The 12,064-nt window shown below is 53.6% G+C and carries 14 protein-coding genes; 7 read left to right on the plus strand and 7 right to left on the minus strand.

Translation table 11 applies throughout. The features are described from left to right. Positions 1-11 precede the first annotated feature (11 nt). Positions 12-1,256 carry a hypothetical protein gene (locus tag JX360_RS06775; RefSeq protein ID WP_244349888.1) on the plus strand — a complete coding sequence of 415 codons (1,245 nt, stop codon included), beginning with the start codon at positions 12-14 and terminating at the stop codon, positions 1,254-1,256. Here the strand turns inward: JX360_RS06775 and JX360_RS06780 are convergent. The 4 genes from JX360_RS06780 to JX360_RS06795 all read right to left on the minus strand — a co-directional run bounded on the left by JX360_RS06780 (position 1,240) and on the right by JX360_RS06795 (position 5,195). Continuing rightward, on the minus strand, positions 1,240-3,060 hold the full coding sequence (locus tag JX360_RS06780; RefSeq protein ID WP_244349889.1) for a SulP family inorganic anion transporter: 1,821 nt from the start codon (positions 3,058-3,060) through the stop codon (positions 1,240-1,242). The genes JX360_RS06775 and JX360_RS06780 overlap by 17 nt on opposite strands. Next, positions 3,057-3,635, minus strand: a complete 579-nt coding sequence (locus JX360_RS06785) for a rhodanese-like domain-containing protein (RefSeq protein ID WP_244349890.1) — start codon at positions 3,633-3,635, stop codon at positions 3,057-3,059. The genes JX360_RS06780 and JX360_RS06785 overlap by 4 nt, the downstream gene beginning before the upstream one ends. A 64-nt stretch (positions 3,636-3,699) precedes the next feature. Continuing rightward, a complete protein-coding gene (locus JX360_RS06790; RefSeq protein ID WP_244349891.1) occupies positions 3,700-4,167 on the minus strand; it encodes a DUF29 domain-containing protein in 468 nt (155 codons plus the stop codon). Positions 4,168-4,478: 311 nt separating this feature from the next. Then, positions 4,479-5,195, minus strand: coding sequence for an MBL fold metallo-hydrolase (locus JX360_RS06795; RefSeq protein ID WP_244349892.1), 717 nt, complete (start codon positions 5,193-5,195; stop codon positions 4,479-4,481). A gap of 108 nt (positions 5,196-5,303) precedes the next feature. Here JX360_RS06795 and JX360_RS06800 point away from each other — a divergent pair, with 108 nt between their 5' ends. Then, positions 5,304-5,660: an ArsR/SmtB family transcription factor gene (locus tag JX360_RS06800; RefSeq protein ID WP_244349943.1), complete on the plus strand. Its 357-nt coding sequence runs from the start codon at positions 5,304-5,306 to the stop codon at positions 5,658-5,660. Here the strand turns inward: JX360_RS06800 and JX360_RS06805 are convergent. Further along, positions 5,627-6,049, minus strand: a complete 423-nt coding sequence (locus JX360_RS06805; protein ID WP_244349893.1) for a YidH family protein — start codon at positions 6,047-6,049, stop codon at positions 5,627-5,629. The two genes, JX360_RS06800 and JX360_RS06805, sit on opposite strands and share 34 nt — an antisense overlap. Positions 6,050-6,175: 126 nt before the next feature. Between JX360_RS06805 and JX360_RS06810 the strand changes: the two genes are divergently transcribed. After that, a complete protein-coding gene (locus tag JX360_RS06810) occupies positions 6,176-7,375 on the plus strand; it encodes an RNA-guided endonuclease TnpB family protein (protein WP_244349894.1) in 1,200 nt (399 codons plus the stop codon). 63 nt (positions 7,376-7,438) lie between these two features. Here the strand turns inward: JX360_RS06810 and arsB are convergent, their stop codons facing one another. Both arsB and JX360_RS06820 read right to left on the minus strand, forming a co-directional pair. Further along, positions 7,439-8,584, minus strand: coding sequence for an ACR3 family arsenite efflux transporter (gene arsB, locus JX360_RS06815; protein WP_244349895.1), 1,146 nt, complete (start codon positions 8,582-8,584; stop codon positions 7,439-7,441). Positions 8,585-8,725: 141 nt separating this feature from the next. Next, positions 8,726-9,643: a class I fructose-bisphosphate aldolase gene (locus tag JX360_RS06820; RefSeq protein ID WP_244349896.1), complete on the minus strand. Its 918-nt coding sequence runs from the start codon at positions 9,641-9,643 to the stop codon at positions 8,726-8,728. A gap of 135 nt (positions 9,644-9,778) precedes the next feature. On the opposite strand from JX360_RS06820, the gene JX360_RS06825 reads away from it, so the two are divergent. The 4 genes from JX360_RS06825 to JX360_RS06840 all read left to right on the plus strand — a co-directional run bounded on the left by JX360_RS06825 (position 9,779) and on the right by JX360_RS06840 (position 12,035). Further along, positions 9,779-10,240 carry a DUF3119 family protein gene (locus JX360_RS06825; RefSeq protein ID WP_244349897.1) on the plus strand — a complete coding sequence of 154 codons (462 nt, stop codon included), beginning with the start codon at positions 9,779-9,781 and terminating at the stop codon, positions 10,238-10,240. Positions 10,241-10,246: 6 nt separating this feature from the next. Continuing rightward, entirely contained in the window at positions 10,247-11,059 is an 813-nt protein-coding gene (pgeF, locus tag JX360_RS06830; protein ID WP_244349898.1) for a peptidoglycan editing factor PgeF, read from the plus strand. A gap of 87 nt (positions 11,060-11,146) precedes the next feature. Next, positions 11,147-11,449: a hypothetical protein gene (locus tag JX360_RS06835; protein WP_244349899.1), complete on the plus strand. Its 303-nt coding sequence runs from the start codon at positions 11,147-11,149 to the stop codon at positions 11,447-11,449. A 193-nt stretch (positions 11,450-11,642) separates the two neighbouring features. Further along, the gene (locus tag JX360_RS06840; protein ID WP_244349900.1) at positions 11,643-12,035 is read left to right on the plus strand and encodes a DUF6464 family protein; all 393 of its coding nucleotides are present in this window, start codon (positions 11,643-11,645) and stop codon (positions 12,033-12,035) included. Positions 12,036-12,064 lie beyond the last annotated feature (29 nt).

Here is a 12,064-nt window from a genome sequence, read left to right on the forward strand (position 1 = left end):
GCAGTGGAAGCATGGTGAACCGTAGGGTTTTGGGGTTGATCCTGTCTGGGGTTGGCTTAAGCCTGTGGGGAGTGGGGCGTTGGGCCTGGGATCCCACCCAAGCGCTAGCTGGTCTTATCCCGATGGCTGCCGGAATCCTGCTGGCTGGGGGAACTCTGCTCTACTGGTTAAACACTCGCCCTGCCGATCAACTGTGGGTGGAACCACAAAGCTGGACCTTAACCCGGGAAACTCCCCAGCAATGGCGTATCCAGACTGAATTTGTTGCCCGTAATCTCAATCCTCTCCTGGAAGTAACCCTGGCCCAAGTGACGCCGCGACTGCACCTGCTCAGTGCCGGATCCCTAGAGCAGATTCACAGTCTGATCCGGTTGCGCTCTCGCCATGAGGATTTGCCCCCCCGCCAGGACAATTATTGGCAAGCCTACATCCTCAGCCCCGCCAGCCAAACCGGCCTGGAAGTGGAGATTCAACTTACGGGAGATGGGCTTTCCGACTTGCGCTCCGCCTGGCTGGAGCTAGACTACATCCAGTACGGTCGGCAGCAACGCACCCTCAAAACCAGCCATTTAATCCTGCCGCTACAGGAGGTGGATCCCCTACCGGAGTTGAATTGGCAACAGCAAGAGCATCTAAGCTGGGCTCCCATCCCCACCCATTTACTCACCCCCAAGGATGAGTGGCCTGCGGTGATCGAACGGTACATTCGCCCCCATGCCCAGCCGGGAGATATCATCGCCATTTCCGAAACTGCCGCTGCGATTGTCCAAGGGAATTTCCGTCATCCTCTGCAGGTGAAGCCCGGTTTCTTGGCCCGCACACTCTGCTACTTTTTCCCCTCCAAAACCAGCCTCTCCAGTTGCTACGGGTTGCAAACCCTGATCGATTGTTCCGGGCCCTGGCGGGTGTTGTGGGCTTTTTTCATTGGATCTTTGGCTAAGCTATTACGGATTCCGGGGGTGTTTTATGCGCTGGCAGGAGAACAAGCTGCGTTGATTGATGATGTCACTGGCACTTTGCCTCCCTACGATCAATTTATTGTCCTGGGACCTGAGAATCCAGCCCAGTTAGTCCAACAGATTCAAACTCAAACGGGTTATGAAATAGCCATTGTCGACGCCAATGATCTGGGAGAAGTGAAAATCTTAGCGGCTACCTCTGGAGTCAAAGGATCCCTGGTCGAGCAAGCACTGCGGAAAAATCCAGCCGGAAACTCGGCAGAACAAACACCTGTCGTGCTCATTCGTGCCCAGTAAAATTACTCATAAAATTAGCTGGGGCTTCCCATTCCTGAAGTTTCATAGCTTGCATTGCCTGATGGGTAGACAAGAAAATATGCTCAGGCCCAATTTTCTCGACAAAGTGAATCGCCTTGAGTCGATCCATTACAGGCCCTTTCACCTCCGCCAAATGAAATTGCACACCTGCCTGCTGGAGCTTTTCCATCAGCCGCAATAACGATTCCAAAGCGCTGCCATCGATGAAGTTAACTGCGCTACAAATGAGCAACAAATGCTTCACTTCAGGCCGTTCCGCCACCTGCTGGAGCAAGTACTCCTCCAAATAGGCGGCATTGGCAAAAAACAAACTTTCATCCACCCGCACTGCCAAAATTTGGGGATCCGTAATCACCTCATGCCGCAGGACGTTGCGATAATGCTCGGTACCCGGTATCTGCCCAACAATGGCAATATGAGGGCGGCTGCTGCGCCAAAGAAACAACAGAATCGAGACCAGCACCCCGATACCGATCCCCGCCTCGATTCCTATCCCCAACACACTGACAAACGTGACCATCCATACCCCCGCATCGCCGCGGTCATAGTGCCAACTGTGCAGCAAGGGGCGAAAGTCCACCAATCCCAGCACCGCCACCACAATAATGGCCGCCAAAGTCGCCTGGGGCAGAAAGAAAAACAGCGGCATCAACAGCACCACTGTCAAAGCCAGGATTCCGGCCGTAATCAGGGAAGCCAGTCCTGTATTGGCCCCGGCTTGGAAATTGACCACTGAGCGGCTGATCCCCCCTGTAACTGGGTATCCACCTGTGAAAGCAGCAGCCAAGTTGGCCGCTCCCAACCCTATCAAATCCTGATTTGGATCCACCTTTTGCCGGCGTTTGCTGGCTAGGGATTGACCCACCGCGTAGCTCTCGGTAAAACCCACCAAACTGATGGCCAAAGCCGTCGGGAGCAGGGATCCCCATTGTCCAAGGCTCAACCCAGGCAAGGTCAGAGGTGGCAAGCCGGCAGGAATCGCTCCCACCACAGCCACGCCAGCTCGCTGCGACAAACCCAAGCCCCACACCAGAAGCGTGGTTAGAAGCACCACCCCCAAAGGAGCACTTTTGCTGAGGGGCAGCACCCAGCTGTTGGGGATCCCCCAGCGGCGCAACTGAGCTGGCAAGCGATGACTGGCGTAGAGCAACAAGCCAATCGCCAACAGTCCTAAGCCCAGCGTTATTCCATTCAAATCCGCAAGGTTCTGCCACAGCTCCCGCAGTAACACCAGAAAGGACTCCGTATTGGGGATCCGCACCCCCAGCAAATGCTTAACCTGACTAAAAGCAATGATCAAAGCGGCAGCGCTGGTAAAGGCGGAAATCACTGCGTGGCTGAGGAAATTCACCAAAAAGCCCACCCGCAGTATCCCCATGCCCGCCTGGATCACCCCTACTCCCAGGGCCACCCCCAAGGCCAACTGCCCGTACTCGGGGCTACCCGGTTCTGCCAAGGGTTCCAACCCCGCTGCCACCAGCAACGACACCATGGCCACCGGCCCCACCGCCAAGACCCGACTGGATCCCAGCAAGGCATAAACCACCAAGGGCAGAATGCTGGCATACAGGCCGACCTGAGGGGGCAAGCCCGCCAATAGAGCATAGGCCATACTCTGGGGCACCAGCATAATCGCCACGATCACCCCAGCAATCACATCCCCCGGCAAATTCTCCCGCTGGTAGTGCAGCAGCCAATCCGTAAACGGTAGATATCGCTGCAGGATCCCAGATGTGATCCCAGACGGAGAAGATGAAGCCTGCACCCCAGGGATCCCAGTCATAGCGACTGACCTCGGTTCCAAGGCATCCGTGCCAGCAGCAAAGCCATGCCACAGGTGTTGGTTACACCGGCAAACACCAGTCCTGCCCCAACAAAGCCACTCAAAAGTAACCAAGCCGGATTCACCCAGGCACCCAGCAACGTACCCAACAACACCAGGGATCCCGCCGCAATCTGCACCTGCCGCATCAGAGAAATGGGAGCATTTCGCGTGCGAGTGACAGGCAACTTGGCCGATTTCCAGGCTTCGATCCCGCCTTTTAGGTTGATCACCTCCGGCCAACCCTTATCCAACAGTTGACAACTGGCCTGAATCGAACGGCTGCCCATGCGGCACTGCATCACCACCGGCTGTTCGGGAGTGGAGGCGGGCACCTGAGTTGGGTCAAAAGTGGACAGCGGCATATTAATCGCCCCTGGGATCCGCTCTTCGGCATATTCTGAGGGCTCTCGCACATCGATCAGTTTCACTCGCCCCTGATCCAGCCATTGTTTCAAAGTCAGAGCATCAATTTCCTTAAGGCGGGGATCCTGTTCCTGTTGAGATAGAGTCTGCGGCGTTGGTGCTGTAGTCATAATGTTCTCCTTGCTTTTTTTGAAGTTCTGTGAGGGGTTATCGTCCTGGCTATCAAACTCTGAGTTAACCTTCGTCCTCAAGCCAATCACTGGGTTCACCAGGATAGAACTGGTCATCCAGAATTTGCTCTAGGGAATATGGACACTCCTTGGGAAAAGTCTTTCTGGGTAATTTCGTTTCCTCAAGCGCTAGCTGCAGTGCCCTTAGATAAGACTTGGATATGGCCTCTGCCAAATAAGGCTTAAGGCTTGGGTTCTCTTCGAGAAGGTCAAGAACATCCTGACGTTGAACCTGTAGGGTAATTAACCAGCTTGCGGATCTGCCTTCCGGTTGATATTCCCACTTCAGCAAATGCCCCATCAATACAGAAAGTCGATTCCGCAGTTCCTGACGTTGTTGCTTACCCAAAGATTCAAGCTCCTCAATCAAATTGGGCAGATCTAACTTGTCCCAAGCCTGATCCCGCAAGAATTGGGCTTGTTCCTGCGTCCAAGCGTAGAAATCCGTGTTGTAGGTGGCGATCTGGTTCATCTTCTATTCCCGATGCGCAATAAAAGCACTTAGGAAAGCACTTAGAAAAACGCTCTGATTGATCATCTCTTCTGAGTGGTAGAACTGGCTCAAGTTTTGAAATCCCTGAAGCTGTTCACCCCCAGAAAATCGTTGCCGTTGCGCCTAGATAAGGCCACAGTGTGACTTACCCAGCATGCCGCGAACTCACTTGGGAAGGGTAAGCTGTCTCCAGTTGAGTGGCCTCCTCTTGAAGAGCGAGAATCTCGGCATCCACCTGCTCCTGATTGGCATCAGCCATCACAACCGAAGTTCCACCCCAGTGCACCGGATTAAACAGTTACTGTAACTTTGCCACATTGCTCATTGGCAGGCACAGCCTCCTGAATCTTTTTCGGGTTGGGCAAGTTCAAGCTATTCATCAATGCGATGAAGCTCTCCCGTGACCGCAGGGATCCCGTCGCTGGATCCACGAAGCGAGGATTCCACCGTTTTTCTTCCCCAATGGTCGAGACTGTCCGCCCTTTGTAATCATGGCCCGGGTAAACCAGGGTTTCATCCGGCAAGCTAAACAGATGCTCGGTTACGTGGTCATACATCAAGCCGGGATCCCCACTTTGAAAATCGGTTCGCCCACAGCCGCGAATCAACAGGGCATCCCCAGTTAAAATCCGATCCCCATTCACTCGATAGGCCATGTGGCTGTCCGTATGCCCCAAAGTGGCAATCGCCTCAATTAAGATGGATCCCACCTGCAGGGTTTCCCCATGGGCAATAAAGCGATCGGCACACTGCGCTTTGGCCTGTACGGGCACGATCCCTTGGCAACCGGTCAGTTCTCGCAATTTGCCAGTCCCCGTAACATGATCTGCATGAACATGGGTTTCCAAACAGTACTTCAGGTTCAACCCCAATTCCCGAATCAACGTCAAATCCCGCTCCACCTGCTCCAGCACAGGATCCACTAGGGCGGCCTCGCCGGTAACGGGATCCGCGATTAAATAGGTGTAGGTGCCCGTTTCCTGGTCAAACAGTTGTCGAAAGAGCATAAAGTCCTCCTGGATATCGCTTAAGGCCGCAGCCTCAAATCGCTCTTGTTTTTAACTATATAACTAATTGGTGTTACAATCAAGTCAGTTGAATGGATTGTTCCCGTGATGACTCCAGAAGTGCTGAGTAGCGTGGCGGACTATTTCAAGGTGCTCTCGGAGCCCAGTCGGCTGCAGATCCTTTGCGAGCTGCGGTCTGGCCCCAAAAACGTGACGGAGATCTTGGAGGCCACCGGCATGGGCCAGGCCAATGTTTCCAAACATCTGAAGATCTTGGCCCAAGCGGGTATCGTCAGTCGCCAGCCGAAAGGGGTGAGCGTCTACTACCAGATTGTGGATCCCGCCTGTTTTGAGCTGTGTGAGGTGGTGTGCAATCAGTTGGTTGAGCGGCTCCAACAGCAAGCCCGTCAGCTAGAGCCCCTAGGGGGCGTTTATTCGGGCAAATCTAGCGGGGGAGTCTCCTGAGGGCGGTTGCGCCACAGCACCAAAGGAATGCTTAATAATCCGAACAAAGCCACCACCCCAGCCATCATCCAAATCACCAGCCGACTCGGGCGAAAATCCCCCTGCTCAATTTGCTGCAGCACCTGATTGTACCGCCAAGCGGAAAGACCGATCATCAGCACCCCAAACACAACCAACAACAGCCCCAGGTTTTCCGCATTCAAGAGGGCATGAACCGGATCCACCTGTCGTGGATCTTGGGCTACATTCGCCTGCAGTTGCCGTAAGAACAAGCTGAAGCGAGCAATGGCAAAGCCAAAACCAATCAGAGCAATTGAAGTACGCAACCAAGCCAAAAAGGTGCGTTCGTTAGCTTGATGTTCGCGTTGTCGGTCGGGGGGGAGGTTCATGGGCTCCATTTTAGAGCTAGGGATCCTTTACGAAAAGCAGCGTAAAGCCCCCGGTTTCTAACCGGGGGATATAAGCGCACAGGCTGAATTTATTCAGCAACAGAAATAGTACATACAATAGTCCCCATGAAACGGGTCACCACCACACTCAAGCTCAAGTTTCTTGACCTCAATGCGGTCAAAGCAGAGATGTTTAACCAGACGGTTTGTGCGACAACCGAACTGGCAAACGAACTGCTCCGCATCAGTCCAAAGGAACGAAAAGCATTAACAACCGCCAAAGTGGTGACACCACTCAAGTCGGCCCTCTCCAACCAGGTGATTCGTGTCCTGAAGGGGAAAGCCGGCCAGCGGGTCAAACACTTCAAAGTGTTCTGGCCAGAGGTCAACAACCAAAACTGGAAGCTGCACAAAGTAGGTAGCACCTACTCAGTGAGTTTCCCCACGATTCAGGGTGACAAGCGGGTTCCCCTTGAGGTTAGCAGTTCCTACTATGCCGAGCGTCTTGAGCGCATCCTGGCCGAACAGGATTGTGAACGGGGAACCTTGAAACTCATGAAGCTACGGGGCTGTTGGTACGCGGTTGTATCTATCACTTGGGAAGTTCCCGAAGTGAAGAGCACAGAGCGGCTGGGTGTTGACCGGGGGCAGAACCGTTTGGCGGTGGCGGCCACCCGTTGGGGTCGGGCGGTGTTTTTTGGGGGTGGAGAGGTAGCCTATCGTCGTCGTCGTTTCCAGAAGCGTCGTGCCCAGTTGCAACAGGCGGGTAAATACCGAGCACTCAAGCGACTGGAGCGCAAAGAAGCCCGTTGGATGAGGGCGGTCAACCACACCGTTAGCCGTCGCATTGTGCGGTTTGCCAATGCGGTAAATGCAGATGTGTGGATGGAAGACCTCTCAGGTATCCGCCAATCCAGACAGAGCCAGAAGGCGCGTTCGGATGCCGGGAAATCGCGCCATACCTGGTCGTACTACGACCTGGAGTGGAAGGTTGCCTACAAGCTGGAGATGGCGGGCAGGACGCTGCATAAACGTCCTGCTGCCTACACATCCAAAACCGACCACAGGACGGGGCTGATTGGTAAAAGGAGTGGGCATTTGTTCACCGGGCAGGACGGGTATTGCTGTGACGCGGACTGGAATGCCGCAATCTTGCTACGCAAGACGCGGAGCGTCATGAACATTGCCCAGTGGGACGGATTCTCGTGTCCTTTGAGTCTAAAAGAAGCCGTATCTGTAATGGGTACGGTCGGCTCAGGGGATGGGGTATTTGGCAATCCCCTGAACTCCATGAATCCCTCACAGCTTCAAGCTGTGGGGAGCTAGAAGGGAGAATCCCCCGTTTTATAAACGGGGGAGTGTCAAATTGGAGCCGAACTCTCAACCAATTCACATCTTTCGCAAACAGCGGGGATCCGGCAGACTTGCCTTCTCAAGCTGGCGGGGAAAGGCAAAAGCCGTACGTTTACACACTTCCACCAACATCAGCATCACTGGCACCTCGATCAGCACCCCTACCACCGTAGCCAATGCAGCCCCCGAATTTAACCCAAACAACACCACTGCTGTTGCGATGGCCACCTCAAAATGATTGCTGGCTCCGATCAGCGCTGCTGGAGCCGCGTCCTCATAGGACAAACCCAATTTTTGTCCGGCCACATAGGTAATGCCAAAGATTAGATTGGTTTGAATAAAAAGGGGCACTGCAATCAAGAAAATGTGCAATGGGTTTTCGACGATCAGCTCCCCTTTGAAAGCAAAGAGCAACACTAAAGTCACCAACAAAGCCGTAATCGCCACCGGGTTCAGGAAGTGTAAAAACTGTTGGTCAAACCATTCTTTCCCTTTGGTTCTCAGAATCCAATATCGGGATCCCATCCCAGCCACCAACGGTAACCCCACATAAATAGCTACCGAGAGCAAAAGGGTTTGCCAGGGCACCGTCAGATCGCTCATGGACAACAGCCATCGCCCCAGCGGTGCATAGAGAACTAGCATCGCCAGCGAATTCACCGCCACCATCACCAAAGTATGCCCTTGATTGCCATAGCTGAGGTAACCCCACATCAGTACCATCGCCGTACAGGGAGCAATACCCAACAAAATCGTCCCAGCAATATACGAATGGCTCAGGCTCACTTCCACGCCGCGAATCACCTCAGTGCCCGCCAACCAAGGCTGAAAAAGCCAACCCAGGAAAAATTGAGCGATCACCACCATCGTGAAGGGCTTGATCAACCAGTTCACCACTAAGGTCAACAGCACCGGCTTGGGAGATTTCAGGGCATGAGCCGCCTGGCCAAAATCAATTTTGACCATGATCGGATACATCATGAAAAACAGGCAAATGGCGATCGGAATCGAAACCTGGTAGATACTGAGAGCATCCAGCGTCACTGCCACCTGTGGAAACCACCGCCCCAAGAGGATCCCGGCCACGATACAAAGGGCTACCCAAACGGTCAGGTAACGCTCAAAAAAACTCAAGGATCCGCCAACAGAGGGCGCTTTCAGGTCAGATTCAGTCAGGGCCATGGTCAGAAGTTTTGCTGAGAAACCGGATCCGCAGGGATCCTGAACAGTGTTCTCAGGATACATCAAAAAAAATTGTTGGGCTTAGCCTTCTCCGTTAGCCTTCTATTCTGATGCTGATGCATAAAAGCAAAGCCATTTAGATCACTGCCCTCGATAGATATTCATGATCTGCTGCAACAAGCGAATCGCTTCCGCCTTCGGTCTTTGAAAGGAATTGCGTCCGATAATCGAGCCAAAGCCACCTCCATCCCGAATGCCGCGAATTTCTTCGAGCAGTTCTGCTTCCCCAATCGCAGGCCCACCGGAAAAAATTACGATCCGCCGCCCATCAAAAGCACATTGCACCACATGTCGCACGCGATCTGCCAAGGTTGAAATCGGGATCCCTTCTTTTTCATAAACCTTGCGGGCTGCTTCCTGTTCAATATGAGCGGTGGGCAATTTGACCTTGATGATGTGGGCTCCCAACTGGGCTGCAATATGGGCCGCATAGCCACAAATATCGATGGCAGTTTCCCCCTGCTTAGAAATGCCGGATCCGCGAGGATAAGACCAGATCACCACCACCAACCCGTACTGTTTTGCCTCTTCAGCAATGGCACGGATCTGTTCATACATCTCAAAGCGGTAGCTAGAGCCGGGATAAATGGTAAAGCCGATGCCCACACAACCCAAGCGCAGCGCATCCGCCACACTGCCAGTAATGGCCTGAATCGGATCCGCCTCATTTTGCAGAAGATCGTGGTCATTCAGTTTCAAAATCAACGGGATCTGTCCAGCAAATTCTCGTGCCCCGGCCTCCAAAAAACCCAATGGGGCTGCATAGGCATTGCAACCGGCTTCGATGGCCAACTGAAAGTGATAGCGCGGATCGTAGGCCGGCGGGTTGGGAGCAAAACTGCGGGCCGGGCCATGTTCAAACCCCTGATCCACGGGCAAAATCACCAATTTCCCCGTGCCTGCCAGGGATCCCTGTTCTAGCAGTCGGGCTAGGTTGGTCAGGGTGCCAGGGTTGTCGCTGCCATACCAGGAGAGGATCTTTTGCGTAATCTCAGACATGGGAGGAAGTGAGAAGTAATGATTTCAGGCTAACCTTCTCTCCTGAGAGGAGACTGAGTGGGCCATCTTCTAATCCGGGTCGATGCGGCCTAGAATGTCCCTGGGATCGCTGTTGCAGGGAGAGGAGCGCAAGCCATGGTGAAATCCGATTCTGCCCACTTGCTTACCCCTGATTTTCGCCTCAGTTTGGCCATTCTGGCTCTGTCGGTACCCTTGTTTTGGCTGTCTTTTTGGGCAGCATTGGTGGTGGGGCTATTTGGCCTGTTTTTGCTGGTGCAAACCTCCCTGATTGGGCTGGCCTTTACCAAAACGGCTTTGCAAGTGTATAGCGGCTCCAAACGGATTCGAGAGTTTCCCTACAGCGAGTGGCAAGACTGGCAAATTTTCTGGCCTTCGCTGCCGATTTTGTTCTTTTTCCGGGAAACCCAGAGCATTCATTTTTTGCCGATGTTGTTCAATCCTGCCGAATTGCAAAGCTGCTTGGAACAACGGGTGGGGTATCTCCATCCGAAGCCAGAACCCTTGACTTCAGCAACAGAGAATAGCTCGGGATCCCCAGGCGTAGCCAAGTCAAAACAGGCCCCATCCAGTCGATGACCCCCCATGCACAGTTCTAAGATGTGGGTTTGGCAACAAACGGAGGGCTTTCGCTGGTTACAGTGTCAGCTTTTGGCGGATTGGCCCCACGCTTTTGGTTGTCGAGATATTCACCCCCATAAGCCACCCCAGTTGGCCGCCCAGTTAAAACTTCCTCCCCAACGAGCCGTGTGGGGTCACCAGGTGCATGGCCCCGATTGGATTTGGGCAGACGAAGTTGAGCTAGCTGCAACGACACATCACTCAACGTTACCTGAACCATCCTCCGAGGACAGAGAAGTTGTCGTAACTCGCCCACAGGTGGATGCCATTATTGCCCGCCAGGGATCCGACTCCGCTTGGGTATGTACCGCCGATTGTGTGCCGATTTTGGTGGCCAGCCGGGAGTGGGTAGCGGCCATTCACGCTGGATGGAGAGGAACCGCCGCCCGCATTTTGCCCAACGTGTTGCAACAGTTTACCCAAGCCGGGATCCCTGCTGAACAGATCCGCATCGCCATCGGGCCAGCCATTTCCGGTGCCGTTTACCAAGTCTCCGAAGCAGTGGCAGAGCAGGTCTTGCAAACCCTTCCTCCCTCGCCAGTAGCCCGTTCAGCCCTCCTAGAAGATCCTCATCCGGGTAAAGTGCGTCTGGATCTGCGTCAGGTCAACCAAGCCCAAGCCCAACTCTACGGGATTCCGCCCCAGCATATTGCCCTTAGCCCCCATTGCACCCTCAGCCAGCCGCAAGATTTTTTTTCCTACCGCCGCGATGGATCCCTAAAAGATGAACAGGGTCGCCATTGTGTGCAGTGGTCGGGGATTGGTCTGCGGGCCTAGCCAGATAAAATTGGGAATAATAGCCGTAATACTATGACTGCTATGACTGAGGAAGATCCCATGCTTCGGAGTGCTGGATTGTTTTTTATGGTTCTGTCTCTCGGTCTGGCTTCGCTAGAAGGCGCACAGGCCCAAACGTCTTTGACAGGGATCAATCGCGCCAGTCAAATGCAGATCAATATCGGGGGCCGTGGGGGTTCGACTGCACCCGCTGCTACCGCTGGATCTGAGGCAGAAATGGATCCCTCAGTCCCTTCGCCACAAATGTGGGCAGAATGGCATATTCGGGCCAATGTCTGCACCGGAAACCTATCCACAGAAGAGTTGGCAGCACTCTTTCCAATGGTGAATCAAGCCTTAGTAGATACTGTCTGTCAGAGGGGAAGTTAGCCAGTTAGATCTCATTAGATCTCATTTGGCAAAACAAAACTATCTAAAGTAGAGAAGTAGAGATCGTTGCTGCTTGGCGTACCAGTTGTTTGAGTGCTTAATATGAATCTGAATCGCCCCAACCAAGCCCTAGTCCCTATCATGTAGACTGAGAAAGCTGTAAGGTAAAACGAACGTCCAAGGTCGCTGCTGCATGGATTTTGAGAAACTACTGGAAGAGTGGGTTGCAGCCTTCACTGAAGCTGCCGAAGACAGCCTAGCCTCTCTGGAAACCTTCCTCATCGAGCTGGCGGGACAACTGGCCGTACCCTTGGAGGAAACCTTTAACCAATGGGAGCAATTTTGGGGGGTCAATGAGCCAGAACCGGATCCGGAGCGCTCCAACGAAACATTCAGTACCAGTAGCGTGTATGTCAGCCCGATTGGCTTTGGTGGCTTGGTTGTCTACACTTACATCGCCTCTCCTCCCGGTTGTATTGGGGATCCCACCTGTCGTTACAATGCCCATTCCCCCGAGTTGCGCTGCGCCGTTAACCCCTGTGGCCCCTGTGAAGGTTGCCCCCATTACGAAAAAGCGGATGTATAGCCATGGGGATCCCGACTTCTGTGCAGAAC

This window comes from Thermostichus vulcanus str. 'Rupite', assembly GCF_022848905.1.
Lineage (GTDB): Bacteria > Cyanobacteriota > Cyanobacteriia > Thermostichales > Thermostichaceae > Thermostichus > Thermostichus vulcanus_A.

Excerpts from the sequence above, each read along its gene's own strand:
- JX360_RS06775 (WP_244349888.1), top strand. The coding sequence starts at position 12 with ATGGTGAACCGTAGGGTTTTGGGGTTGATCCTGTCTGGGGTTGGCTTA.
- JX360_RS06780 (WP_244349889.1), bottom strand. The coding sequence starts at position 3,060 with ATGACTGGGATCCCTGGGGTGCAGGCTTCATCTTCTCCGTCTGGGATC.
- JX360_RS06785 (WP_244349890.1), bottom strand. The coding sequence starts at position 3,635 with ATGACTACAGCACCAACGCCGCAGACTCTATCTCAACAGGAACAGGAT.
- JX360_RS06790 (WP_244349891.1), bottom strand. The coding sequence starts at position 4,167 with ATGAACCAGATCGCCACCTACAACACGGATTTCTACGCTTGGACGCAG.
- JX360_RS06795 (WP_244349892.1), bottom strand. The coding sequence starts at position 5,195 with ATGCTCTTTCGACAACTGTTTGACCAGGAAACGGGCACCTACACCTAT.
- JX360_RS06800 (WP_244349943.1), top strand. The coding sequence starts at position 5,304 with ATGACTCCAGAAGTGCTGAGTAGCGTGGCGGACTATTTCAAGGTGCTC.
- JX360_RS06805 (WP_244349893.1), bottom strand. The coding sequence starts at position 6,049 with ATGAACCTCCCCCCCGACCGACAACGCGAACATCAAGCTAACGAACGC.
- JX360_RS06810 (WP_244349894.1), top strand. The coding sequence starts at position 6,176 with ATGAAACGGGTCACCACCACACTCAAGCTCAAGTTTCTTGACCTCAAT.
- arsB (WP_244349895.1), bottom strand. The coding sequence starts at position 8,584 with ATGGCCCTGACTGAATCTGACCTGAAAGCGCCCTCTGTTGGCGGATCC.
- JX360_RS06820 (WP_244349896.1), bottom strand. The coding sequence starts at position 9,643 with ATGTCTGAGATTACGCAAAAGATCCTCTCCTGGTATGGCAGCGACAAC.
- JX360_RS06825 (WP_244349897.1), top strand. The coding sequence starts at position 9,779 with ATGGTGAAATCCGATTCTGCCCACTTGCTTACCCCTGATTTTCGCCTC.
- pgeF (WP_244349898.1), top strand. The coding sequence starts at position 10,247 with ATGCACAGTTCTAAGATGTGGGTTTGGCAACAAACGGAGGGCTTTCGC.
- JX360_RS06835 (WP_244349899.1), top strand. The coding sequence starts at position 11,147 with ATGGTTCTGTCTCTCGGTCTGGCTTCGCTAGAAGGCGCACAGGCCCAA.
- JX360_RS06840 (WP_244349900.1), top strand. The coding sequence starts at position 11,643 with ATGGATTTTGAGAAACTACTGGAAGAGTGGGTTGCAGCCTTCACTGAA.